Raw genomic sequence first — 22,635 nt, 5'->3', positions numbered from 1 at the left:
GCCGCAGGGACAGCACGACGACATCGGGGAGGAGGCCGCCCGGGCCCTGAAGGCGCTCGGCGTGACCAGCGGGATCTTCCACGTCGAGTGCTGGCCCGTCGCGCCACCGAAAGGGGTGAACCGTCGTAACTTTCCCACCCCCGTAGCGTTCTGTCGCGCTATGAGGGCGATCGGTTACGCAGGGTCAGGTTGCGGCCAGCTCCTTGCGGGCCGCCCGGCGCACCGTCGCGAGCGCCGGATCGAGCGCGGGTACGGCGGCGAGAAGCTGCTTGGTGTACGGATCCCGCGGTGCCCCGTAGACCTCGTCGACACTGCCCTGTTCGACGATCCGGCCCCGCCGCATCACCGCGACCCGGTCGCTGACCTGCCGGACGACGGCGAGGTCATGGGCGATGAAGACCAGCCCGAGCCCCAGTTCCCGCTGGAGTTCGGCAAGGAGTGCGGTGACCTGCGCCTGGGTGGTGACATCGAGCGCGGAGACCGGTTCGTCGCAGACGATCACCCTGGGGTCGGCGGCGAGTGCGCGGGCGATACCGACGCGCTGGCGCTGTCCGCCGCTGAATTCGTGCGGGTAGCGGTCGTACCGGTCGGGGTCGAGCCCGACGCGTTCCAGCAGTTCCCGGACACGGCTCCGGATCCGCGTGTCGTCGAGGACGCCCGCGGCGCGCAGCGGATCGGCGACGGATTCGCCGATCGAGCGGCGCGGGTTGAGCGAGGCGACGGGGTCCTGAAAGACCATCTGGAGCTCGCGCCGGTACGGCCGCAGTGATTTGTCGGACAGGGAGCCGATCTCCGCACCCCCGTAGTGGAGCCTGCCCCCGGTCGGGTCGAGGAGGCGTACGAGCATCCGGCCGAGCGTTGTCTTGCCGCTGCCGCTCTCGCCGACGATGCCGAGTGTCTCGCCGCGGTGGACGGTGAGGGAGACGCCGTCCACGGCGGTGAACCGGCTGCTGCCGCGCCCGAATTCGCGCCACAGGCCGACGGCTTCGAGCAGCGGCTCGCCATCGCCCGCACCCCGCGGCTCCGGGATGGGCGCCGCGCCCTTCACGTCCGGCGCCGCGACCGGCGCCACCCGCTTCGCGTCCACCCGCGGGACCGCGGACAGGAGTTCGCGGGTGTACGGCCGACGGGGCGCACCGAGCACGTCGACGACCGGCCCGCTCTCCACCTCCCGGCCCGCCTGCATGACCAGCACGTCGTCGACGCTCTCCGCCGCGACGCCCACGTCATGGGTGACCAGCAGCAGTCCCATGCCCGTTTCATGGCGCAGGTGGTGCAGCAGGTCGAGGATCTGGGCCTGGACGGTGACGTCCAGCGCGGTCGTCGGTTCGTCGGCGATCAGCAGCTGCGGCTCGCAGGCGAGCGCCATCGCGATGAGGGCACGCTGCCGCATCCCGCCGGAGAACTCGTGCGGCCGGGACCGGGAACGCCGTGCCGCGTCGGGGATGCCGACCCGGTCGAGGACCTCCACGGCCCGTGCCCGCGCCGCCCGCCGGGAGGCACGCGTGTGGACCCGGTACACCTCGGCGATCTGGTCGCCGACCGCGTAGTACGGGTCCAGGGACGACAGCGGGTCCTGGAAGACCATCGCGGCCCCCGCCCCGCGCAGCGCCCGCAGTTCCGTGTCGTCCGCCGTCTGTACATCCACGCCCGCGACCCGGATCGAGCCGCCGACGGTGGCGCCTGTCCCCCGGTGCAGTCCGAGCAGGGCGTACGCGGACGCGCTCTTGCCGGAGCCGGACTCACCGACGACACCGAGCGCGGCTCCCGCCTCCAGCGTGAACGAGAGGCCGTCCACCGCACGGGCCATACCGAAGTCGATCGTGAGGTCCTTGACCTCCACCAGCGGAAGTGTCATGACAGGACCACCCGTCGGTCGGCCACCGCGTACAGCACATCCGCGACGGCATTGGCGAGCACCACAAAGAATCCGGTCACCAGCACCATGCCGACGACGACGGGCAGGTCGACGACCTTGACGGCGTGGACGAGTTCGCGCCCGATGCCGGGGATGCCGAAGAGTGATTCGGTGAGCACCGCGCCGCCGAACATCGAACCGAAGTCGAGTGCGCTGAGCGCGATCACGGGTGCGAGGGCACCGCGCAGCGCATGCCGCCCGATGATGGCCCGCTCGCTGACTCCGTACGCCCGAAAGGTGCGGACATGGTCTTCGGCGAGCGTCTCCAGCATGGAGCTCCTGGTCAGCCGGGCGTACTTGGCGGACTCGATGAGGGCCAGCGACACCCAGGGCAGCAGCAAGCCCCAGGCCCACTGCTGCGGGTCCTCGCTGAACGGCACATATGTCGGGGACGGCAGCCACTGCAGGGTCGAGCAGAAGACGATGATGAGCAGCAATCCGATGACGAAGACGGGCGTGGCCGTGCCGGCCAGCGTCAGCCAGGTCAGGACGCGCTCGGTGAATGTGCCGCGCCGCCAGGCGGACAGCACACCGGTGCCGACGCCGAGCGCCACCCATCCCACGAAAGCACCGATCACGAGCGAGCCGGTGACTGGCAGCTTGGTGAGGATCAGCTCGGTGACCTGCTGATCGCTCTGGTACGAGACGCCGAGGCAGGGCACACCGCAGTGCTCGACACCCGTACCGGTGGAGAAGTCCCGTCCGGCGACCAGGCCCTGGAGGAAGTGCCAGTACTGCACGTACACCGGGTCGTCGAGCTGTAGCTGCTCGGTGACCTGTGCGACCTGGGCAGGCGAGCAACGCGGGCCGCAGGCGAGCTGGGCGACATTGCCTGGGGCAACGTAGAAGACCGCGTACAGGACGACGGTGAGGGCGAGGAGCACGAAGACGGCTCCGCCGAGCCTTCGCAGCAGAAACCCGGTCATGCCTGGGCCTCCTTCTTGCGTTCCTTGCGGCCGGTGCCGATCCGCAGCCGGGACGCGGCGCGCGGGTCGAGTGCCGTACGGACACCCTCACCGAAGACGGTCAGCGCGAGCACGGTCACGAAGAGCAGCCCGGCGGGCAGCAGAAGATAGGTGGGGGCCGCCTGGTACCAGGTGTCGGCCTCGGTGAGCATCTGCCCCCAGGACGGAGTGGGCGGTTTGATGCCGACCCCGAGGAAGGACAGGGCCGCTTCGACGACGATGTTGGTGGGGAAGAGCAGTGCGGCGTACGTGATGACGGGCGCGGCAAGCGAGGGCAGCAGTTCGCGTCGGGCGATGCTCCACTTGCCCCGCCCGCTGAGCCGGGCCGCCGAGACGAAGTCGAGCGATTTCAAGGTGAGGGCCTGTGCGCGCACGATCTTCGACGTACCGGCCCAGTTGATCCCGCCGATGACCAGGGCGATCAGTACAGGCCGAGGGAAGGACGACGGGACGATCGCGAGCAGCGCCAGCGCGATCACCATGATCGGCAGGGCGACATTGATCTCGGTGATACGGCTGAGGATCTGGTCGACCCACCGGTTACCGAGGGCCGAGGCGACGCCGACGACCAGGCCGATCGCGACCTGGAGGATGGTGGCGACGACGGCGACACCGAGCGAGACACGGGCCCCGTAGACGATCCGGGCGAACAGGTCGCGGCCGGTCTGCGGTTCGACGCCGAGCCAGTGGTCGGCGCTGATGCCGCCGAACGGGCCGATGGGAACACCGCCGGCCGCGGAGTCGACGAGGTCGGGGTGGTACGCGTTGGGGTCCTGGCCCGCCAGTGCCGTGAGCAGTGGCGCGGCGAGTGCGACCAGGACAAGCAGGAGGACAACGACCGCCGCGGCGGTGGCCGCGCGCTGTGCGCGCAGCCGCCGCCAGAACAGCCGGGCCCCTGAAGGGGGAGCGGCCACCGGGGCCGCTCCCGCCTCCTGGGCCAGCAGAGATTCCGACATGGCTACTTGACCGCGACCTGGGAGATATCGAGGACGCCGGTCCAGTCACTGATCACGACGTTCTTGATGTCCTGCCCGAAGAGCCGCTTGTAGACCGGGTGGAAGAGCGGCACGGTCAGCGCCTGCTCACCGGTCTTCTTGTCCAGGGCACCCCAGCGCTGAGCTGCGGCATCCAGGTCGGTCAGCTTGTTGATCTCGTCGATCTCCTTGTTGACCGCCTGATCGTTCAGGAAACCGCTGTTGAAGTTGGCGCCGTCCTTGACGATCTGGCGTCCGTCGAAGATCGGTGCGAGGAACGGTCCGCCGGACGGCCAGTCGGCACCCCAGTGGGCGAGGAAGAAGCCCGGCTCCTTCGTGGCGCTGTGAGTGGTGTCGGAGTAGTCGTTGCCTTCCAAGCCCTGGAGCTTGACGGTGATGCCGGCCTTCTTGAGGGCGTCCTGGATGGCGGTGGCGATTTCCGGGCTGGTCTCGAAGTTCTTCTCGTTGGAGTGCGTGAGCGTGATGGTCAGGCCCTTGGCGTAACCGGCCTCCTTCAGCAGCTCCCTGGCCTTCGCCGGGTTTCCGGTCTTGCCCGCCGGGAAGTGGTCGTACGGCGTGTAACCGAAGGACTTCTGGTTCGGCAGGTACGTGGTGGCGGGCTCGGCGAGCGCGGAGCCGCCGGCCGCGTTGATGACCGAGGTGCGGTCGACGGCGTACGAGATCGCCTGGCGCACCTTCGGGTTGTCGAACGGCTTCACCTTCGGGTTGAAGGCGATGTAGTTCGTGTAGCCGAAGTGGCCGGTGCCGACACGGGCGGCGAGCGTCTTGTCTCCGGTGACCTTGGCGAGCTCGGCCGGCCCGAGGTTGGTGTCGGTGGTGACTGCGGCGGCGTCGGCGCCCTGCGAGGCGGAAAGCCGCTGGTTGATGACGGCGGAGTCGAGCCCGGAGCGTACGTCGATCCGGTCCGGGTACGCCTTGCGCTCCTCGTCGGTGGCGGCCGACCAGAACGTGTTGCGCTCCAGGACGAGGCGCTCGCCGTCGCCCTCGTTCTTGACGACCTTGTACGGACCCGAGGAGATCGGGTGGTTCTCGTACTTCGTGCCGGTGTCCTTGGCCTTCGGCACCGGGGTCGTCTGGGTCTGCGTCGCCAGGTAGGGGAACTCGCCCTCCGGCTTGTTGAGGTGGAAGACGATCGTCTTCGCGTCGGGCGTCTCGATCGAGGCGAGGCCCTTCTTGTCCTTGTACGGGCCCTGGTAGTCGGCGCCGCCGATCAGCCAGTCGCGCAGGTAGGGCGCACCGCCCGAGAGTTCGGCAGCGAAGGAGCGCTCGATGCCGTACTTGATGTCGGCGCTCGTGATCGCGGTGCCGTCCTCGTACTTCAGGCCGTCCTTGAGCGTGTACGTCCAGACGGTGGCGTTCTTGCTGGGCGTGCCCAGGTCGGTCGCCAGGTCGGGCACGACCTTCGCGCCGGCCGCGCCGTCCTCCCGGTTGCGGGTGGTCAGCGTACGGAAGACCAGGGACGGGACGTTGCCGCCACCGGAGGTGTACAGCCGCGCGGGGTCGAAGTCCTCCTGCGGGTTGCTGTTGAGGACGGTGAGCGTGCCGCCCTTGGCGGGCTTGCCCGCCGCGCCGGATGTGCCGTCGCTGCCCTTGCTGTTCTGGGGCCCGCACGCGGCGGCGCCCGAACCCACGACGAGAACCACGACGGCCGCTGCCACGCGGCGCGATATGACGGACGGTTGACGCATCGGAAGATGACCTCTCGGAGTACTGCTGACGAATGAAGGCTGAACGAGGATCCGTGCAGGCAGCAGCGAGGGTGCAAGGTGGAACAAACGGTCAAGGATCAGGATGAACCGGACCGGGACACCAGAACTGCCGCGCCTGCGGACGGAGTACGCCCGGCGCGGCAGTCGGGAAGAGCCGTTCCCTGCGAGACAGTGCTCGGGGAAGGGGAGTCGACGCGCGCTCAGGCAGGCGTCAGCAACAGTGAATGTCGGCGACGCTGTGCCCGGTCACACCGATGAGCGCCAGCTCTATGGCGGCGCGTTCGAAGGTGACGGGCTTGCGTGACATGCCGAGAAATATGCGCGACGGCACCCTTGATGTCAACGCGGAATAAGACAGTCGTCCCACATGCCGGACACCCTCTCCAAGGGCCGGACGCCCGGCCTGCTCGCGGGCATCGGCCGGGAGGCAGCCGACGGCAGCCGGGCAGGGCCGACGGGCGGCCCCGCCGGACTCAACCGCCCGGATACACCCAGGCGTTGGGACGGCACTTGATGCCGTCGATATCGAGGGACTTGGTCTGCTGCTGCATCACGGGAGCCAGGGCGCCCGGCGTGCGGCAGCTCACATGATTGTGCCCCAGCCGGTGGCCGACCTCGTGATTGATCAGCATCTGGCGGTAGGAGAAGAGCTTCTTCGGGCCGAACGTCGACGACCCCTGCGCCCAGCGATAGGCGTTGATCATCACGCGCTCGGTCGCCGCCGAATCGCACGACACGTTGTCTTCGGTCGTATCGAGACCCGACTTCCCACACCAGTCACCGGTGGTTCCCGGGCTGGCCAGAGTGATCACGAAATCCGGGTCGCCCGAGGAGATCCGCTCGAAAGTCATGGCGCCGCCGTGCGCCCAACTACGGTCGTCATTAAGGGTTTTCTGGACCGCCTTGGCAAAAAGTCCGGCGTCGAGACCGAGACCTTTCTCGACATCGATCCGATAGCGATACTTATGCCCCCGTCCCGGCGCCTTCACTGCTCCCGGGACCGTCTCGAAGCGTCCGGACCCCTTGAGTTCCGGAGCGAGCGGATAGGCCATGGCCATCTTCTGCTCGTACGAAAGAGGCGCGACCACCGCCGCTTTCGGCGTCTGCCGGTCGTCCGAGCGGGAGGAGGTGTCCTCGCCACTGTCCCGGTCGACACCCGCCCCGGGTGCGGCGGTGCCGACCCGCCCGCTGCTGTCGTGCGCGACCTGAGCGGCCACGACCACCGCCAGCACGGTGGTCACGGCGGCGGCCGCGACACCGGTGAGGGTGCGTCCCTTGCCGCTCCTGGTGACCGGAGGGGCATCGGCGCCGCCGGGAGCCGGCTGCTCGTCCCCGTCGCCGACCGAGGTGAACGGGTCGACCGGCGGGGTCGGTGGGGCGGACGGGGAACGAGGGGCGGGGGGCGCGGGCGGCGCGTCGAAGGCGTCGACGAACTCCCGTCGCGGACCCGGTATCAGCGACCGCGTACCGGCTGCGGGCTGCCGGTCCGACGTCCCCTGCGGCATCGGCCGGGCCATGGGCCGAGGCGTCTGCGGCGTCCCGGGCCGCAGACCCGGGACGCCCGGCCGCCCCGGAGCCTGCCGGTCGCCGAACACCGGCTGCGGTCCGGTCTGCCAGCCGCCGCCCGGCTCGCGCTGCTCGGGATGGCCGCCGCGCACTTGCGGGACCCCCTGGAACGGAGTGCGCCCGTCCGTGCCGGACGGCGCCCCGGCCACCTTCCTGCGCCGTCCGCTGCCGGGCTCCGCCCGGATCGCCTCACGAGCGCCGCCCCGGTCCGCCGCGGCGGCGTCGATATCTCGCTCGTCGGCTTGGGGCCCTTTTCGGCTGTGTCGTCCCACGCCCCGGATCAGCTCCCGCCGCATTCGTCGAGCAGTTCCCGGAACGCCTGGGCGACCGCTTCCGGGTACTCCATCATTGCCACGTGCCCGGCATCGGGCAGTGTCAGCAGCCGCGCATCGCGGAAGGCCGCGGACGCTCTGCGTGCCATCCGGTACGAGACGAGCTGGTCCCGTCCGCCGTACACGAGCTGGGTCGGCGCGAGCACACGCTCGGCCTGGCGCCATAGTCCGTGCTGCCCGCCCAGCGTGTACGCATCGACGATGCCGCGCGCCGAGCGCGCCATCGCATCCCAGAAGTACGGCAGTTCCAGCCGTCGCTCCATTTCCGCCACCGCTTCGCGGAAGCCGGCTTCGGAGACGCGTGCCGGATCGCCGTAACAGAGTGCCATGACTCCGCGCGTCCGTTGTTCCGCCGTCATGTCCTTGGTCATCCGGGAGAACAGGGTTGCGATCCCCGGAACGGCGAGCAGTCCGGTCGGCACGGCGGGCCACTGCACCCGGATCTCGGGCAGCGCCGGCGAGATGAGGGTGAGCGTCCTCACCAGGTCGGGGCGGACGGCCGCGACCCGGGTGGCCACCGCGCCGCCGAGCGAATTGCCGAAGAGATGGACGGGGCCGCGCTCCCCCGCGTCCAGAAGCCGGATCACCGCGCGGGCGTGTCCGGTGACCGAATAGTTGCCGTCGTCCGGCGGCGGGGAGTCCCCGAAGCCGGGCAGGTCGACCGCCTCGCCGTCCACCACGTCCTGGAGCAGCGGCATCAGCGCCGACCAGTTCTGCGAGGAGCCGCCGAGCCCGTGCACGTAGAGCGCGGACGGCAACCCGGCCCGCTCCGGCGGCCGGGCGCGGACGTTCAGCGTCAGGCCGGGGAGCGCGACGGAGCGCAGCTCCTCCCCCTCGGCGACCCGGACGGTGCTCACCGTGGGGGCCGCCGCAGCGGCGGCTCGGACTCCCGGCAGCTCGGTCGAAGACATGCGGCAATGTTACGAGACGATCACGCTGTGGTTCATGTGTTCGCCGTCACAGATCGTATAGCGCCGTGCCGGGGTAGCTCCTACGCTCGAATCTAAGGAAGGGAGTCACCATGACGGTCGACCCCAGCGACCCGGAGACCTTCGAGAGAATTCAGCCGGACGAGCCGGACCCGGAGGCACCCGAGGCTGACGCGGCCGAGCAGCAGGCCGATCTCCAGCCGAGGAGCGACGATCCGCTCACGGACATCGACCGGGACACCGCAAACGAGGCGGATGCGGCGGAGCAGGCGCGCGTCGTCGCTCAGGACGAGGACGATTACCGCTGATACGCCCCACTTTGCCGTACAGGTCGACGAATCTGCGGCTACCGCAGCCGTCCGGTCCGTGAAATTCTGCGTCCGCGCCGCGCGCACCCGGGTTACTCAAAAGTACGATGGCTGTACGGCGCAGCGTGCAGAAAAAGGCTGTGTTCGATCACAATTTTGGGAGGCGGCGTGACAGCCATCGAGCAGACAGAGGCGGCGCGCCCGCGGGGTACTCGCCTGCCTCGCCGCGCCCGACGCAACCAGCTGCTGGGCGCCGCGCAGGAGGTCTTCGTCGCGCAGGGTTACCACTCCGCCGCGATGGACGACATCGCCGAGCGGGCCGGTGTCAGCAAGCCGGTGCTCTACCAGCACTTCCCGGGCAAGCTGGAGCTCTATCTGGCTCTGCTCGACCAGCACTGCGAATCGCTGCTGCAGGCGGTCCGTACCGCGCTGGCGTCGACAACGGACAACAAGCTCCGGGTCGCCGCGACGATGGACGCCTATTTCGCGTATGTCGAGGACGAGGGCGGCGCCTTCCGGCTGGTCTTCGAGTCGGACCTGACGAACGAGCCGGCAGTACGGGAACGGGTCGACCGGGTCTCGCTGCAGTGCGCGGAGGCGATCTCCGACGTCATCGCGGGGGACACGGGGCTCTCCAAGGACGAGTCGATGCTGCTCGCGGTCGGTCTGGGCGGCGTGTCCCAGGTCGTCGCCCGGTACTGGCTGTCCAGCCAGTCGGCGATCCCGCGCGACACGGCGGTGCAGCTCCTCACCTCGCTGGCCTGGCGTGGCATCGCCGGGTTCCCCCTGCACGGCATCGATCAGCACTGACGTCCGGTCGGTGCTCCTCCGTATCCACGGTGCGTGTTCGCTGCGGGCGTTGCCTGCCGACCTCTGACAGCTCCGCTCACCGGGCTAATGTGTGGTGCGTACGGCGCGGCTCACGCGCAAGAGGACTGACCGTCGGAGGGACATAGCCGTGGAGGTCAAGATCGGCGTGCAGCACGCACCCCGGGAGATCGTTCTGGAGAGCGGAGTTTCCGCCGAGGAGGTCGAGAGGGCGGTCGCCGAGGCTCTGACCGGCAAGACGCAGCTGCTCAGCCTCACGGACGACAAGGGCCGCAAGGTCCTGGTGCCGGCCGACCGGGTCGCCTATGTGGAGATCGGCGAGCCGAGCACGCGGCGGGTGGGGTTCGGCGCGCTGTAGGACCAAGGCGCCGCAGTTCGAAGCGGCCCGGGGGGTGCAACCCTCCGGGCCGCTTCTGCGTTCCGCCACTGCTCCGTACCGGTTGCCGCTGTGCGGCACCTGTGCGGAACCTGCCCCAGAAGGGTTGCGTTCCGCAGCCCACGGGTAGTACGGCCTACGACCGCTTTGCCCTCCCCCATCGCTCTGGAAGCATGGGAGACACCCCTCCGCAACCCGCGAGGTGATCGTCTGTGATCTGGGAATCCCTTGGCTCCGTCGCGCTCGGGCTCGCCCTCTCCTGGGCAACACTCCGCTCGCTGTCCGGCCGACTCCCGTCCCGCCGTGCCGTCTACACCACCGGTGCTCTGGGTGCCCTGTTCGGCGCGTATCTGATGCACTCGGTGCTGGGACCAGGACACGTCCTGCCCACCCTGATCGGCGCGGTGCTGATCGGCGCGGTGACGCTGTCGCTGCTGATCCGCCCGCGCGGCCGCCGCCTGAGCCGATCAGCGGCGGCCTGAGGGGGCCGTCGGCGGTCTGTCAGGCAGCCAGTCCGAGCGCGGCCATCCGCTTGGTGTGCGCCTCGGTGATCCGCGAGAACATCCGGCCGACCTCGGCCAGGTCGAACCCGTCCGCCACCCCGCCCACCAGCATCGTCGACAGCGCGTCACGGTCGGCGACCACCCGCTGGGCCTGGGAGAGCGCCTCCCCCATCAGCCGCCGCGCCCACAGCGCGAGCCGGCCGCCGACCCGCGGGTCGGCCTCGATCGCGGCGCGCACCTTCTCGACGGCGAAGTTTCCGTGGCCCGTGTCGTCCAGCACGGCGAGAACGAGCGAGCGGGTGTCCGAGTCGAGGCGGGCGGCGACCTCACGGTAGAAGTCACTGGCGATCGAGTCACCGACGTACGCCTTGACCAGACCCTCCAGCCAGTCCGACGGGGCGGTCTGGCGGTGGAAGTCGTCGAGCGCCTTGGCGAACGGCTCCATGGCCCCGGTCGGCTCGGTCTCGATCGCGGTCAGCCGGTCCGTCAACCGCTCGAAGTGATGGAATTCGGCGGACGCCATCTTTGCCAGCTCCGCCTTGTCGGCCAGCGTCGGCGCGAGTTTTGCGTCCTCGGCGAGCCGCTCGAAGGCCGCCAGCTCCCCGTACGCGAGTGCTCCCAGCAGATCCACGACCGCGGCACGGTACTGCGGCTCGGCGGATGCGGTGGCCCAGTCCTGGGCGGCGATTCCGGTGGGTGCGGGGGCTTCAGTGGCGTTGTCAGGCGTCTCCATGAACCGCAGAATAGCTCGCCCGTCGAAGGATGGAAGGGCCTGGTCAGCCAGTGACATCACACCGTTCCAATGAATTCGCCCAACACGCATGCGCGAATCCGAGGTACAGTGGTATTGCGGCTACTGAGTATTTTGGACGTATCGGTGGCGCGAAATTGAATGAGGATGCCCGGTCGGTGGCCCGATCGGCTCCGACCCGACAGCCCTCCCCGCGGGGCGTACGCCACGTACGACCGCAGATGAGGGGCCCCCTCAGCGGCACGAGCGCTCGAGCGACGGCAGTGGTCCCGCGCCACCCGGCCCATCCACGGCCGGATGACCAACCCCGGCACGGTACGACCCCCAGCGTTCGCCTCGGACCGCGTCTCACAGAAGAGGCAGCACCCTGACTACGTTCCGAGACCTCGGGATTCTTCCCGAGACGGCCGAAGCCCTTGAGGCCGTCGGCATTGTGTCCCCCTTCCCCATCCAGGAGATGACGCTCCCCGTCGCACTCTCCGGCTCCGACGTGATCGGACAGGCCAAGACCGGTACCGGCAAGACGCTCGGTTTCGGTCTTCCGCTGCTGGAGCGCGTCACCGTCCCCGCGGACGTCGAGGCGGGCCGGGCCAAGCCCGAGCAGCTGACCGATGCGCCGCAGGCGCTGGTCGTCGTCCCCACGCGTGAGCTCTGCCAGCAGGTCACCAATGACCTGCTGACCGCCGGCAAGGTGCGTAACGTCCGCGTTCTCGCGATCTACGGCGGCCGTGCGTACGAGCCGCAGGTCGAGGCCCTGAAGAAGGGCGTCGACGTGATCGTCGGCACCCCGGGCCGCCTGCTCGACCTGGCCGGCCAGCGCAAGCTCGACCTGTCGCACGTGCGTGCCCTCGTCCTCGACGAGGCCGACGAGATGCTCGACCTGGGCTTCCTGCCCGACGTCGAGCGGATCATCACCATGCTGCCGCCGACCCGCCAGACGATGCTGTTCTCGGCGACCATGCCGGGTGCGGTCATCGGCCTCGCGCGGCGCTACATGTCGCAGCCGACGCACATCCGCGCCACCTCGCCCGACGACGAGGGCGCGACCGTCGCCAACATCTCGCAGCACGTCTTCCGTGCCCACTCCATGGACAAGCCGGAGATGGTCTCGCGGATACTGCAGGCCAACGGCCGTGGGCTGGCGATGATCTTCTGCCGCACGAAGCGGACCGCCGCCGACGTCGCCGAGCAGCTGGAGAAGCGCGGTTTCGCGTCCGGCGCGGTCCATGGCGACCTCGGCCAGGGCGCCCGTGAGCAGGCGCTGCGCGCCTTCCGCAACGGCAAGGTGGACGTCCTCGTCTGCACCGATGTCGCGGCCCGCGGTATCGACGTCGAGGGCGTCACGCACGTCATCAACTACCAGTCGCCGGAGGACGAGAAGACCTACCTCCACCGCATCGGCCGCACCGGCCGCGCGGGCGCCAAGGGCATCGCGATCACGCTGGTCGACTGGGACGACATCCCGCGCTGGCAGCTGATCAACAAGGCCCTGGACCTGGAGTTCAACGACCCGGTCGAGACGTACTCCACGTCGCCGCACCTGTTCGAGGAGCTCGACATCCCGGCCGGCACCAAGGGTGTGCTGCCGCGCGCCGAGCGGACCCGTGCGGGTCTGCGGGCCGAGGAGCTCGAGGACCTGGGCGAGACGGGCGGCCGCGGCCGCAAGTCGTCCGCGCCGTCGGCTTCCGCCGCACGGGAGGAGCGGGCGCCGCGTACGCCGCGTCAGCGTCGTCGTACGCGGGGCGGATCCGCGCTCGCGGAGGGCACCACTGCCGCCGTGCCGGCGCCGGCCACGGAGCCCGTGCAGGCTGCGGTGGCAGCGCCCGCCGCTGACGCCCCGGTGGAGCCGCGTACGCCGCGCCGCCGTCGCCGTACGCGGGTCGCGGTCCCGGATGTCGCGGCCGAGGCCGCAGTGGCTCTGGCGGATGCTCCGGCCGTTGCCGGGACACCGGCCGAGGCGGAGGCCGAGACCAAGCCGCGTCGCCGTCGGGCCCGCGCCGTCACCAAGCCTGCGGACGAGGTCGACTTCCAGATCGCGCCCATGGCCGAACCGGTGGTGGAGGCGAAGACGGTGACGAAGCCGCGGCGCCGCGCCCGGATCGTCGCCAAGCCGGCCGAGGACGAGGTCGACTTCCAGATCGCGCCGATCGCCGAGCCCGAGCGGGAGAGGCCGCGCCGGCGAACGCGGACCGCGGCGAAGCCGAAGGCGGAGGCCGTGGTGGAGGTTCCGGTCGCGGAGGGCGAGGCCAAGCCGCGGCGGCGGCGCGCGCCGCGTACTGCGGCCAGGACCGAGGGCTGAGCACACGCCGATGGTCGTTCGGGGCTCTGCCCCGGACCCCGCTCCTCGACTGCCGGAGGGGCTTACGGCCTTCCCCGCGACAGGGAGTGGATCAGCGAGCGGCGTCATGCGGCTTCGACGACAACGCCGCAAGCAAAGTCGCAGGGCGTCGGGAGCCCACTCCCTGTCGCAGGGGAGGCCGTTAGTCGTGCCGGACGGGCCTGAGGACATCCTCAGGCCCGTCCGGCGTTTGAGGACGGTTCGAGGACGCAGTCGGCCCGTCCGGTGGGTGAGGACATAGCCTCGTGTCATGAGTCGGCCGCCCACCTTCACTCCGCCCCCCTGCACCCGCGCCCACGCGCTGCCCACCGCGCGTGGGGCCTTTGCCGTGCTGGATGCCTCGCCGCCCGCCGAACCACGCGGCACCGCCCTTCTGCTGCCCGGATACATGGGCAGCAAGGAGGACTTCGTCGCGCTCCTCGAACCGCTCTCCGCCGCCGGCTACCGCATCGTCGCCGCCGACGGGCGCGGGCAGTACGAGACCGACGGAACGGACCGTCAGGATGACTACGAACAAAGCGAGTTGGCCCGTGATGTGCTCGCGCAGGCCGACTCGCTCGGTGGCTCCGTGCATCTTCTCGGGCACTCGCTCGGCGGGCAGATCGCCCGCGCCGCCGTGCTGCTCGACGCCTCACCGTTCCGTTCGCTGACGCTGATGTCCTCCGGCCCCGCCCAGGTGGTCGAAGCCCAGCAGCTCAAGGTGAAGATGCTCAGCGACGCGCTCGCGACGCTGAGCATGGCCGAGGTGTGGGACGCGATGCGCGCCCTCGACCCGCCCGAGGACGCGGCGGCGGCGAACGGCGAGGGGCTGCGCCGGCGCTGGCTGCGCCACCGTCCCGCCCAGCTGATCGCCACCGGGCGGCAGCTGGCGACCGAGCCGGACCGGGTGGCCGAACTCGCCGCCGTACCGCTGCCCCTCCATGTGCTCTCCGGCGAGCGCGACGACACCTGGCCGGTCCCGTTGCTCGACGAGATGGCGCAGCGGCTCGGCGCGCACCGCAGCCAAATCGCAGGCGCCGAGCACTCCCCCAACACGGACCGACCGGATCAGACCGCTGCCGCGCTGGCCGCCTTCTGGGACGGCGTTTAGCTCACGGCCTCCCCCACGGCAGGAAATGGGCTCCCGACGCCCCGCGACTGCTCCCTTGGGCGTTGTCGTCAGTCACCGAAGCTCCGCGGGGGAGGCCGTCAGTACTGCGCCTGCAGGTGCTGCCAGAAGCCGTCGCGCAGTGCCCGGCGCAGATGCGCGTGGCCGCGCAGCGAGTGCTGGAGCAGCCGTTCGGCCTCGACCAGGAGGTCCTGGTCCACGGAGCCCGGCAGGTAGGGGTGTCCGGGCAGCAGGTCGGCGAGGGCGTCGCGGCCGCGAGCGGAGAGCCAGGCGGCGGCGATCTGTGCGCCGACGAAGCGGACGTCCTCGCGGGAGGGGGCGGGAGTGTCGTCCTCGTACGTGGTGACGGGGCGTCTGGTGACGTACGGGCGGCAGAAGTCCAGGTCGAAGGTGCGCTGGCTGTCGACCTCCCAGAGCAGCGGTTCGGCCTGGTTGCGCCCTTCGCCCGCCTCGATGCCCCAGAGGTGGACCCGGGCCCCGTATCCCTGCGCCGCCTCGACCGCGGACACCAGGTCCTCGTCGCCGCCGACGAGCGCCGCGTCGCTGATCGCGCGGTGCCGGGCGAGGGATTCGAGGTCGGTGCGGATGAGTGAGTCGACGCCCTTCTGCTGGTTGTTGGCGTTGAGGTTGCCGAGTCTGACCTTGACGTCGGGAAGTTCGGCGATGGCCTGCTGCTCGGCCGTGTGGATCCGGCGCCTGGCCCCGTCGTACCAGTACACGCGCAGGAGCCTGCTGTCCGCGAAGATGGTGCGGGCCTTGTCGATGAAGGCCTCGATCAGCCCTTCCGCGTCGAGATCGAAGGAGCGCCGGTCCTCCGTGCCGGTGACGAGCAGTCCGGCCGCGGCGTACACATAGCCCGCGTCCACGAAGATCGCGTGGGTCGAGGGGGTTTTGGACACCTCGGCGAGCATGCGCTGGAGCAGCTCGTTGGTGCGGTCCAGGCGTGCGCGGATCTCCGCCTCGTTCATGCGGACCTCATCGCCCGCGCACGGCCGGATTCCCGCTGGTACTTAGACATCCAAAAAATTTCCTTAGCGTAGGGAATGTTTGCCTGCGGCAAGCCGTTGTACACCTTGTGGAGCGCGGGACGCCGATGTCCGACGCTCCACATCCTTGAGGACGGATCACCCGTCCTCCCAGTAGTTCTCCAGCAGGAGGATCGGACGAAGGGAAGCCATATGCGCTTCGAGATCATGCGACTCGACGATGTCGACGGTACCGCCGTGGACAGCACCGTCGTGGACGCCGCCTCCGTCAACCGGATCGTGCAGCAGGCCGCCTCGATAGGCCAGCGCATCTATATCCGCCCGGCCGAGACCTCGGCTTCGTAACGCCTCACCGACGTACAAAGACGAAGCGCCCCCGCACGGAAGGTCCGTGGCGGGGGCGCTGTGGTGTCCGGGGCCGCGTCAGGAGCTCTGGATGACCTGGGTGACCCCGTTGATGATCTGCTGAACGGCGATGGCCGAGAGCATCATTCCCGCGAGCCTCGTCACCAGGACGACGCCGCCGTCCTTGATCACGCGGATGATCAGCAGCGAGTAGCGCATGGTCAGCCAGAGCACGATGTGCATGGCGACGATCGCCGTCCAGACCGAGAGCTGACTCCCGAAGCTGTCGGCGTGCTGCACCGCAAGGATCACCGAGACGATCGCGCCGGGGCCGGCGAGCAGCGGCATGCCCAGCGGCACCAGCGCGACGTTGACGTCCTTCGTCTGCGTCGGTTCGTCGGTCTTGCCGGTCAGCAGATCGAGTGCGATCAGCAGCAGGAGCAGCCCGCCCGCGATCATCAGCGCGGGGACGGAGACATGCAGATAGTCGAGGATCTGCTGGCCGAGCACACCGAAGACGGCAATCACGCCGAAGGCGACGGCAACCGCCTGAAGCGCCATCTTGCGCTGCATCTTGGCGGGCCGGCCGGCGGTGAGGGCGAGGAAGATCGGAGTGATTCCAGGTGGATCCATAATCACAAAAAGCGTGAGAAATAGGGATCCGAAGACAGCAACGTCGAACACAGTGAGGCCTTGCGAGAAGAGAGCGGGTCGAGAGGGGATGTTCACAGCGCGCAGCCGTGAGCGGCCGGGCGAGCGAGAAAGGGTGAAGAGGGACGAGATGCGCGGACAGGCGGCTACGCGTTGCGGGGCCCGCCGGTACCCGGCACCGGGAAGGCTCCCGTGGCGCGCCGGGTGATCTCGCCGTAGATCTCCGGGTCGGTGGTGTACTCGCCGAGCTGTACGGTCTTCCGGCTGCCGTGGTAGTCGCTGGAGCCGGTGGCCAGCAGCCCCAGTTCCTTGGCGAGCCCGCGCAGCCGGGACCTGGTCGGCTCGTCGTGATCCATGTGGTCGACCTCGATGCCGTCGAGGCCCGCGGCGGCGAGCCGCGCGATGGCCGCCTCGGGCACCACTTCGCCGCGCTTGACGGCGAGTGGGTGGGCGAAGACGGTGACGCCACCCGCGGCCTTGACCAGCCGGATCGCGTCGAACGGGTCGAGCTCGTGCTTCCGTACGTACGCGCGTCCGCCGTCCGCGAGCCACTCGGGCGTGAAGGCGTCGGAGACCGTCTCGACGACGCCGAGCTCGACGAGCGCGGTGGCGATGTGCGGCCTGCCGACCGAGCCGTCCCCCGCGATCCGGGCGACCTGCTGCCACTCGACCGGGACGCCGAGCTCCTGGAGCTTGCGGACCATGGTCTGCGCGCGCGGCACCCGGTCGTCCCTTACCAGCTCGCGTTCGCTCGCCAGTTCCGGCTCGTCGGGGTCGAAGAGGTACGCGAGCATGTGCAGCCCCACACCGTCGACCCGGCAGGAGAGCTCGGCGCCGGTGACGAGGGTGAGGCCCTCGGGGAGCGCGGCGATCGCCTCGGCGTGGCCGCGGGCGGTGTCGTGGTCGGTGAGGGCGACGACGTCGAGGCCCGCGGCGGCGGCGTTCCGCACCAGTTCCGCGGGGCTGTCCGTGCCGTCCGAGGCGGTGGAGTGGGTGTGCAGGTCGATGCGCACGACGCGTACTCCAGTGCTCGCAGCCGGACAGGGGGACTGCCCCAGGATAACCGGCATTCGAACAGCGCCCGGCCGGTCACGGCAGAGCGCGGGCGCACGTCCGGCGGTCAGGGCCGGTCGAGCAGCCGTGGTGTGAGCGCCCCGCACGGCACGAGTTCGGCCTCCGCCCCGGCCTCGCGCAGGTCGGCCAGTATCAGTTCGTCGTACATCAGCAGCCCGGACTGCTCGGGCCAGACGATCGCCCAGAGCCAGAGCCCGCGCGCCTCACCGGCGAAGACCGCCCGGTCCTCGGGGGCGCCCTTGACGTGCCAGAGCGAGGTGGGGCGTCCGGCGGCGAGCACTTTGGCGTCGGGAGGTCCATCGACATCGAGGTACGGGCCGGGGTCGGGGCCGTCGATCCCGGCGTAGCGCGCACCGAGTCCGACCCCCAGCTCCTCGGCGACTAGCAGCAGCTCACCCATACCGCCGAGTGGACCGGGACCCGAGCAGGCGACGACGGTGGCGCGGCCGCCGCTGCGGTCGTCGCCCGCGTACGAGACACCGGTGAACAGCCAGCCGACGGGCAGCGGCCAGGGCATCCACACCGGCACCCGGGAGCGGGCCACCACCACCCCGAGCGCCTCGACACTGGGCGGGGTCACCGGCTGCAGCGGATACACGGCGCCATGCACCGCGCACTGCCAGGTGTCGGCGAAAAGACCGGGCGCCCTGACCCGGCCTCCGCACTTCGGGCAACTGGGTTCGCCCCTCATAGCGACCAACGGTCCTCCCAGGCTGTCGCCGCGTCAAGGACGATCACCCGTCCGCAGCGTGGCTCCCACCAGGGAAAATAGATGTAATTTGCACCCATTAGCTTCTCTAACTTATTATGTGTATAACGCATCGATCTAGTGGAGAGCGAGAAGACCCATGCAGGGAGAGGATCCGTTCGATCAAGGAGCGGGCAGTATCCTGCGCCAGCCGAAGGCCGTCTGGGCCACCGCGGGCGCCTCTGTTGTCGCGTTCATGGGAATCGGGCTGGTGGACCCGATTCTGCCGTCCATCGCCAAGGGGCTCGAGGCGACGCCCAGCCAGGTGTCCCTGCTCTTCACCTCGTACTTCCTGATCACCGCGGTCGCGATGCTCGTCACCGGCTTCGTCTCCAGCCGGATCGGCGGCCGCAAGACCCTCCTGACCGGTCTCGCGCTCGTCGTCGTCTTCGCCGCACTCTCCGGCACCTCGTCGTCCGTCGCGGAACTCGTCGGGTTCCGGGCCGGCTGGGGGCTCGGCAACGCGCTCTTCGTCTCGACCGCGCTCGCCGTGATCGTCGGCGCGGCGGCCGGCGGCAGCTCGTCGGCGATCCTGCTGTACGAGTCGGCGCTCGGCCTCGGCATGGCGTGCGGGCCGCTGCTCGGCGCGCTGCTCGGCGACGCCAGCTGGCGCTACCCGTTCTTCGGCACCGCGGCCCTGATGGCGATCGGCTTCATCTGCATCACGGCGTTCCTGAGGGAGCAGCCGAAGCCCGCCCGCAAGACCTCGCTGCTCGACCCGGTCAAGGCGCTCGGGCACGGCGGCCTCGCCTCCGTCGCGACCTCGGCGTTCTTCTACAACTACGCGTTCTTCACGATCCTGGCGTTCACGCCGTTCGTGCTGAACATGACGCCGTACAAGTCCGGAGCGGTCTTCTTCGCCTGGGGTCTGCTGCTCGCCGTCTTCTCGGTGCTCGTCGCACCCCGGCTGCAGAAGCGCCTCGGCTCGCTCAAGGTGCTCGGCGCCTCACTCGTGCTGCTCGCCGCCGACCTGCTGATCCTCGGCTACGGCAACCACACCACGGCCATCGTCTGCACGGTCGTCTCCGGCGCCTTCATCGGCATGAACAACACCGTCTACACGGAGCTGGCACTCGGCGTCTCGGACGCGCCGCGTCCGGTGGCGAGCGCGGGTTACAACTTCGTCCGCTGGTTCGCCGCGGCAGCCGCCCCGTATCTCGCCCCGAAGATCGAGGAATGGAGCAACATCCACATCCCGTTCGTGGTCGCCGCGGTCGCGGCCGTCGTCGGCGCCGCCGTCGTCTGGGTCCGGCGCACGGCACTGACCCACGAGGCAAAGGAGCTGGAGCCGAAGCACGGCACCGAGGACGGCGTCACGGCCTTCGCCAACTGACCTCTGCGTGAACCCCGTTCCGCCCCGCCCGCGGCTCCCCCTCCTGGCCGCGCGGCGGGGCTTCCCCCCATACCTGTATGGCGTTCGTCTCAGTCCAGGGTCACGGAGGTGCGCAGCGGGTCCCGCAGATCCGTCCCGTGCGACAACCACCGCTCCTGGAGCTCCTGCGCCCCGCGGACCCGCTTCCACGCCGCCTCGTTGGGCGTCATCGGCAGCAGCGGCAGGAACCGCACCGGCTCCATCGGCCCGCCCGCCTCCCGGCCGCCACCCCCCACGGAGCCGCTGCGCGGCGCAGGCTCATTCAGTTCCAGGTCCTCCACCAGCCCGCCCGGCTCGGCGACCAGTACGGAGCTGAACGGCGCCCCGGGCCACAGCGGCTCCCCCAGGTCCAGCGAGGCGCCGGGAGCCACGATCAACCCCTCGACCTGCGGGGAAGCCGCCAGCACGGCCAGTCCGCGGAGCACCTTGTCGGTGTCGGCGAGCCCGGCCCGCACGGAGAGGATGAGCTCGGCGCGCGGCCCCTTCACGGGGTCCGCGAGGGCCGCGGTCGGATCGGACATCGGCTGGGCGGACATGCCGAGCGTGGCGTAGCGCACCAGATCGCCGTCGACGAAACGGAGTACCTCGATCCGGTCCGTACCGAGAAACGTCACCGCGGCGCGCGCGTCCGGTTCACCGAGAGCCGTACGGAGCCGGGCCTCGACCAGAGCCAGAATTTCTTCCATGCCGCGAGCATAGGACGCGTATGGAATGGGCAAAGTAAGGGATTGGCCCGGAGTCGGCTGATAGTCTTGGCCGCTGGTCGGGGCAGCACGCAGAAGCGTCGCTCTCAGTCCCGACAACACGTCATCCCCCACGGGGGACCGGCTGGAGGAGGTGGGGCTGCAATGGATCGAAGTCGATCGTGCAGTACCAACCGCTCCTCCGCCCCACACCCTTCTTCGGTGATCTGACGCCTCCCCGTCAGGACCCAGGGCGTCGCGCACGACGGAAGAGCACTCCTTTTTTTGCCTGTCTGTAGCGAACGCCGTCATCGCGCCGCCGCGGTGCCGCCCGCTTTGCGGATGTGAGTACACGTCCCCATTCCGGGCTGTTCCACGCGCCCGACGACGGCCCTCCGTGAAGGAGCCAGCCATGTCGATGATCCGTGACCTGCGCGCCGCCGTGCGCCCGTCCCTGCGCAAGACCAACGCCCTGCACAGCAGTTACGACACCACCCGTGACCCGTCCGCCTCCAGCGCGGTCGTCGACTGCGCGGTCTACCGCGACGGACGCCGCGTGGAGAGCGCCGGCTGCCTGACCCCGCACGAGGCGATGCTTCGGGTGCGCGAGGACGGCGGCTTCGCCTGGATCGGCCTGCACGAGCCGACCGAGGAGGAATTCGCCGGGATCGCCCGGGAGTTCGGCCTCCACCCGCTCGCGGTCGAGGACGCCGTCCACGCCCACCAGCGGCCCAAGCTGGAGCGGTACGACGACACGCTCTTCACCGTCTTCAAGACCATCCACTACGTCGAGCACGCCGAGCTCACCGCGACCAGTGAGGTCGTCGAGACCGGTGAGGTGATGTGCTTCACCGGCCGGGACTTCGTCATCACCGTCCGGCACGGCGGACACGGCTCGCTGCGGGCGTTGCGCCACCGGCTGCAGGACGACCCGGAGCTGCTCGCCAAGGGGCCTTCGGCGGTCCTGCACTCCATCGCCGACCATGTCGTCGACGGCTACATCGCCGTGGCCGCCGCCGTCCAGGACGACATCGACGAGGTGGAGATCGAGGTCTTCTCCACCCCGGCGAAGGGCAGCCCGCGCGGCTCCGACGCAAGCCGGATCTATCAGCTGAAGCGTGAGGTCCTGGAGTTCAAGCGGGCCGTCTCCCCGCTGCTGCGGCCGATGCAGCTGCTCAGCGAGCGGCCGATGCGGCTGGTCGATCCGGACATCCAGAAGTACTTCCGGGACGTCGCCGACCACCTGGCACGGGTGCACGAAGAGGTCATCGGCTTCGACGAACTGCTGAACTCGATCCTGCAGGCCAACCTGGCGCAGGCGACCGTCGCGCAGAACGAGGACATGCGCAAGATCACGTCCTGGGCGGCCATCATCGCCGTACCGACGATGATCTGCGGCGTCTACGGCATGAACTTCAAGCACATGCCGGAGCTGCGGTGGACGTACGGCTATCCGATGGTGTTGGGCGTCATCGGCGTCGTCTGCTTCTCCATCCACCGCTCGCTCAAGCGCAACGGCTGGCTCTAATACAGTTGATGGCATGACTGCTGCTGCCGCTGACTCGCTGCTCGGACCGGCCCTCGTCGAGGAGGCCACCAAGAAGTCCGGTCTGATCTGGGTACGGGGCACCGGGCCCGCGCGGGCGCTGTGGCACGTATGGCACGAGGGCGCGGCCCATCTCGTCGGGGACGGCCCCGGCGAGCAGCCGCTCCCGGCCGGTCTCACCGACGGGGCCGCCGCAGAGGTGACCGTGCGCAGCAAGGACAAGGGCGGCCGGCTGATCTCCTGGACCGCCGCCGTGACGGAGCTCGCGCCGCACTCCGAGGAGTGGGAGGCGGCGGTCGCCGAACTCAAGGGCAAGCGGCTGAACGCGCCGGACGCCGAGCAGATGACCGAGCGCTGGGCGCACGAGTGCCGGATACTGCGGCTGACGCCCGGCGAGTTCCGTACGGAGCTGCCGGACGTCTCGCACGCGGCGGCGCCGCTGCCGACCCGGGCGACCACCCGCCGCCCTGTCCCCGACGCCCTCCCGCGGTTGCTGCGCAAGCGCCGCCGCTAGGGCCTGTTCTGAGTTCCCCGTTGTCCGCGCGAAGCGCGGGCGCAGCGGTGGTCGGTGCGTGCGATCGGCGTGCGGTGTCGCAGGTCATGT

General features: G+C 69.9%; 23 protein-coding genes. 10 read left to right on the top strand and 13 right to left on the bottom strand.

Features of this window, described 5'->3' with window-relative positions; genetic code table 11:
• Positions 1–184: 184 nt before the first annotated feature.
• The 7 genes from AB0915_RS30530 to AB0915_RS30500 all read right to left on the bottom strand — a co-directional run bounded on the left by AB0915_RS30530 (position 185) and on the right by AB0915_RS30500 (position 8,396).
• The gene (locus AB0915_RS30530; RefSeq protein ID WP_366694161.1) at positions 185–1,858 is read right to left on the bottom strand and encodes an ABC transporter ATP-binding protein; all 1,674 of its coding nucleotides are present in this window, start codon (positions 1,856–1,858) and stop codon (positions 185–187) included.
• Positions 1,855–2,844, bottom strand: a complete 990-nt coding sequence (locus AB0915_RS30525) for an ABC transporter permease (protein ID WP_366694160.1) — start codon at positions 2,842–2,844, stop codon at positions 1,855–1,857. The genes AB0915_RS30530 and AB0915_RS30525 overlap by 4 nt, the downstream gene beginning before the upstream one ends.
• On the bottom strand, positions 2,841–3,839 hold the full coding sequence (locus AB0915_RS30520; RefSeq protein WP_366694159.1) for an ABC transporter permease: 999 nt from the start codon (positions 3,837–3,839) through the stop codon (positions 2,841–2,843). Before AB0915_RS30520 ends, AB0915_RS30525 begins: the two co-directional genes overlap by 4 nt.
• 2 nt (positions 3,840–3,841) lie before the next feature.
• Positions 3,842–5,566: an ABC transporter substrate-binding protein gene (locus tag AB0915_RS30515; protein ID WP_366694158.1), complete on the bottom strand. Its 1,725-nt coding sequence runs from the start codon at positions 5,564–5,566 to the stop codon at positions 3,842–3,844.
• Positions 5,567–5,798: 232 nt separating this feature from the next.
• On the bottom strand, positions 5,799–5,894 hold the full coding sequence (locus tag AB0915_RS30510) for an Ms4533A family Cys-rich leader peptide (RefSeq protein WP_358860501.1): 96 nt from the start codon (positions 5,892–5,894) through the stop codon (positions 5,799–5,801).
• 166 nt (positions 5,895–6,060) lie between these two features.
• On the bottom strand, positions 6,061–7,449 hold the full coding sequence (locus tag AB0915_RS30505) for a DUF3152 domain-containing protein (protein WP_366694157.1): 1,389 nt from the start codon (positions 7,447–7,449) through the stop codon (positions 6,061–6,063).
• The gene (locus tag AB0915_RS30500) at positions 7,434–8,396 is read right to left on the bottom strand and encodes an alpha/beta hydrolase (RefSeq protein WP_366694156.1); all 963 of its coding nucleotides are present in this window, start codon (positions 8,394–8,396) and stop codon (positions 7,434–7,436) included. The genes AB0915_RS30505 and AB0915_RS30500 overlap by 16 nt, the downstream gene beginning before the upstream one ends.
• 110 nt (positions 8,397–8,506) lie before the next feature.
• On the opposite strand from AB0915_RS30500, the gene AB0915_RS30495 reads away from it, so the two are divergent.
• The 4 genes from AB0915_RS30495 to AB0915_RS30480 all read left to right on the top strand — a co-directional run bounded on the left by AB0915_RS30495 (position 8,507) and on the right by AB0915_RS30480 (position 10,408).
• The gene (locus AB0915_RS30495) at positions 8,507–8,722 is read left to right on the top strand and encodes a hypothetical protein (protein WP_366694155.1); all 216 of its coding nucleotides are present in this window, start codon (positions 8,507–8,509) and stop codon (positions 8,720–8,722) included.
• 168 nt (positions 8,723–8,890) lie between these two features.
• Complete coding sequence (locus tag AB0915_RS30490; RefSeq protein ID WP_030915445.1) at positions 8,891–9,532, top strand: TetR/AcrR family transcriptional regulator; 642 nt, start codon at positions 8,891–8,893, stop codon at positions 9,530–9,532.
• A 148-nt stretch (positions 9,533–9,680) separates the two neighbouring features.
• Positions 9,681–9,908, top strand: a complete 228-nt coding sequence (locus AB0915_RS30485) for a DUF3107 domain-containing protein (protein WP_366694154.1) — start codon at positions 9,681–9,683, stop codon at positions 9,906–9,908.
• Between the two features lie 230 nt (positions 9,909–10,138).
• Positions 10,139–10,408, top strand: a complete 270-nt coding sequence (locus AB0915_RS30480) for a hypothetical protein (RefSeq protein WP_366694153.1) — start codon at positions 10,139–10,141, stop codon at positions 10,406–10,408.
• A 19-nt stretch (positions 10,409–10,427) separates the two neighbouring features.
• Here the strand turns inward: AB0915_RS30480 and AB0915_RS30475 are convergent, their stop codons facing one another.
• Positions 10,428–11,162 carry a ferritin-like fold-containing protein gene (locus tag AB0915_RS30475; protein WP_266981799.1) on the bottom strand — a complete coding sequence of 245 codons (735 nt, stop codon included), beginning with the start codon at positions 11,160–11,162 and terminating at the stop codon, positions 10,428–10,430.
• A 475-nt stretch (positions 11,163–11,637) separates the two neighbouring features.
• Between AB0915_RS30475 and AB0915_RS30470 the strand changes: the two genes are divergently transcribed.
• Both AB0915_RS30470 and AB0915_RS30465 read left to right on the top strand, forming a co-directional pair.
• Positions 11,638–13,479: a DEAD/DEAH box helicase gene (locus AB0915_RS30470; RefSeq protein WP_366694152.1), complete on the top strand. Its 1,842-nt coding sequence runs from the start codon at positions 11,638–11,640 to the stop codon at positions 13,477–13,479.
• Positions 13,480–13,768: 289 nt separating this feature from the next.
• A complete protein-coding gene (locus AB0915_RS30465) occupies positions 13,769–14,608 on the top strand; it encodes an alpha/beta hydrolase (protein ID WP_366694151.1) in 840 nt (279 codons plus the stop codon).
• 98 nt (positions 14,609–14,706) lie between these two features.
• Here the strand turns inward: AB0915_RS30465 and AB0915_RS30460 are convergent, their stop codons facing one another.
• Positions 14,707–15,594 carry an NYN domain-containing protein gene (locus AB0915_RS30460; protein WP_366694150.1) on the bottom strand — a complete coding sequence of 296 codons (888 nt, stop codon included), beginning with the start codon at positions 15,592–15,594 and terminating at the stop codon, positions 14,707–14,709.
• A 210-nt stretch (positions 15,595–15,804) separates the two neighbouring features.
• Here AB0915_RS30460 and AB0915_RS30455 point away from each other — a divergent pair, with 210 nt between their 5' ends.
• Positions 15,805–15,957: a hypothetical protein gene (locus AB0915_RS30455; RefSeq protein WP_358860511.1), complete on the top strand. Its 153-nt coding sequence runs from the start codon at positions 15,805–15,807 to the stop codon at positions 15,955–15,957.
• A 78-nt stretch (positions 15,958–16,035) separates the two neighbouring features.
• Here AB0915_RS30455 and AB0915_RS30450 read toward each other — a convergent pair whose 3' ends face one another.
• The 3 genes from AB0915_RS30450 to AB0915_RS30440 form a co-directional block, all read right to left on the bottom strand.
• Complete coding sequence (locus tag AB0915_RS30450) at positions 16,036–16,641, bottom strand: MarC family protein (protein WP_366694149.1); 606 nt, start codon at positions 16,639–16,641, stop codon at positions 16,036–16,038.
• Between the two features lie 113 nt (positions 16,642–16,754).
• Positions 16,755–17,621 carry a PHP domain-containing protein gene (locus tag AB0915_RS30445; protein WP_366694148.1) on the bottom strand — a complete coding sequence of 289 codons (867 nt, stop codon included), beginning with the start codon at positions 17,619–17,621 and terminating at the stop codon, positions 16,755–16,757.
• Between the two features lie 107 nt (positions 17,622–17,728).
• Positions 17,729–18,373: a DUF6758 family protein gene (locus AB0915_RS30440; protein WP_366694147.1), complete on the bottom strand. Its 645-nt coding sequence runs from the start codon at positions 18,371–18,373 to the stop codon at positions 17,729–17,731.
• Positions 18,374–18,530: 157 nt separating this feature from the next.
• Between AB0915_RS30440 and AB0915_RS30435 the strand changes: the two genes are divergently transcribed.
• The gene (locus tag AB0915_RS30435) at positions 18,531–19,763 is read left to right on the top strand and encodes an MFS transporter (protein ID WP_366694146.1); all 1,233 of its coding nucleotides are present in this window, start codon (positions 18,531–18,533) and stop codon (positions 19,761–19,763) included.
• A gap of 89 nt (positions 19,764–19,852) precedes the next feature.
• Here the strand turns inward: AB0915_RS30435 and AB0915_RS30430 are convergent, their stop codons facing one another.
• Entirely contained in the window at positions 19,853–20,488 is a 636-nt protein-coding gene (locus tag AB0915_RS30430) for a suppressor of fused domain protein (protein ID WP_366694145.1), read from the bottom strand.
• Between the two features lie 409 nt (positions 20,489–20,897).
• Between AB0915_RS30430 and AB0915_RS30425 the strand changes: the two genes are divergently transcribed.
• On the top strand, positions 20,898–22,013 hold the full coding sequence (locus AB0915_RS30425) for a magnesium and cobalt transport protein CorA (RefSeq protein WP_366694144.1): 1,116 nt from the start codon (positions 20,898–20,900) through the stop codon (positions 22,011–22,013).
• A gap of 13 nt (positions 22,014–22,026) precedes the next feature.
• Complete coding sequence (locus tag AB0915_RS30420) at positions 22,027–22,545, top strand: hypothetical protein (protein ID WP_366694143.1); 519 nt, start codon at positions 22,027–22,029, stop codon at positions 22,543–22,545.
• Positions 22,546–22,635 lie beyond the last annotated feature (90 nt).

The sequence above is a fragment of the Streptomyces sp. NPDC048411 genome (genome assembly GCF_040704695.1).
Classification (GTDB): Bacteria; Actinomycetota; Actinomycetes; order Streptomycetales; family Streptomycetaceae; genus Streptomyces.
The sequence above is the reverse complement of the archived record's forward strand: the minus strand, read 5'-3'. Positions and strand labels throughout refer to the sequence as shown.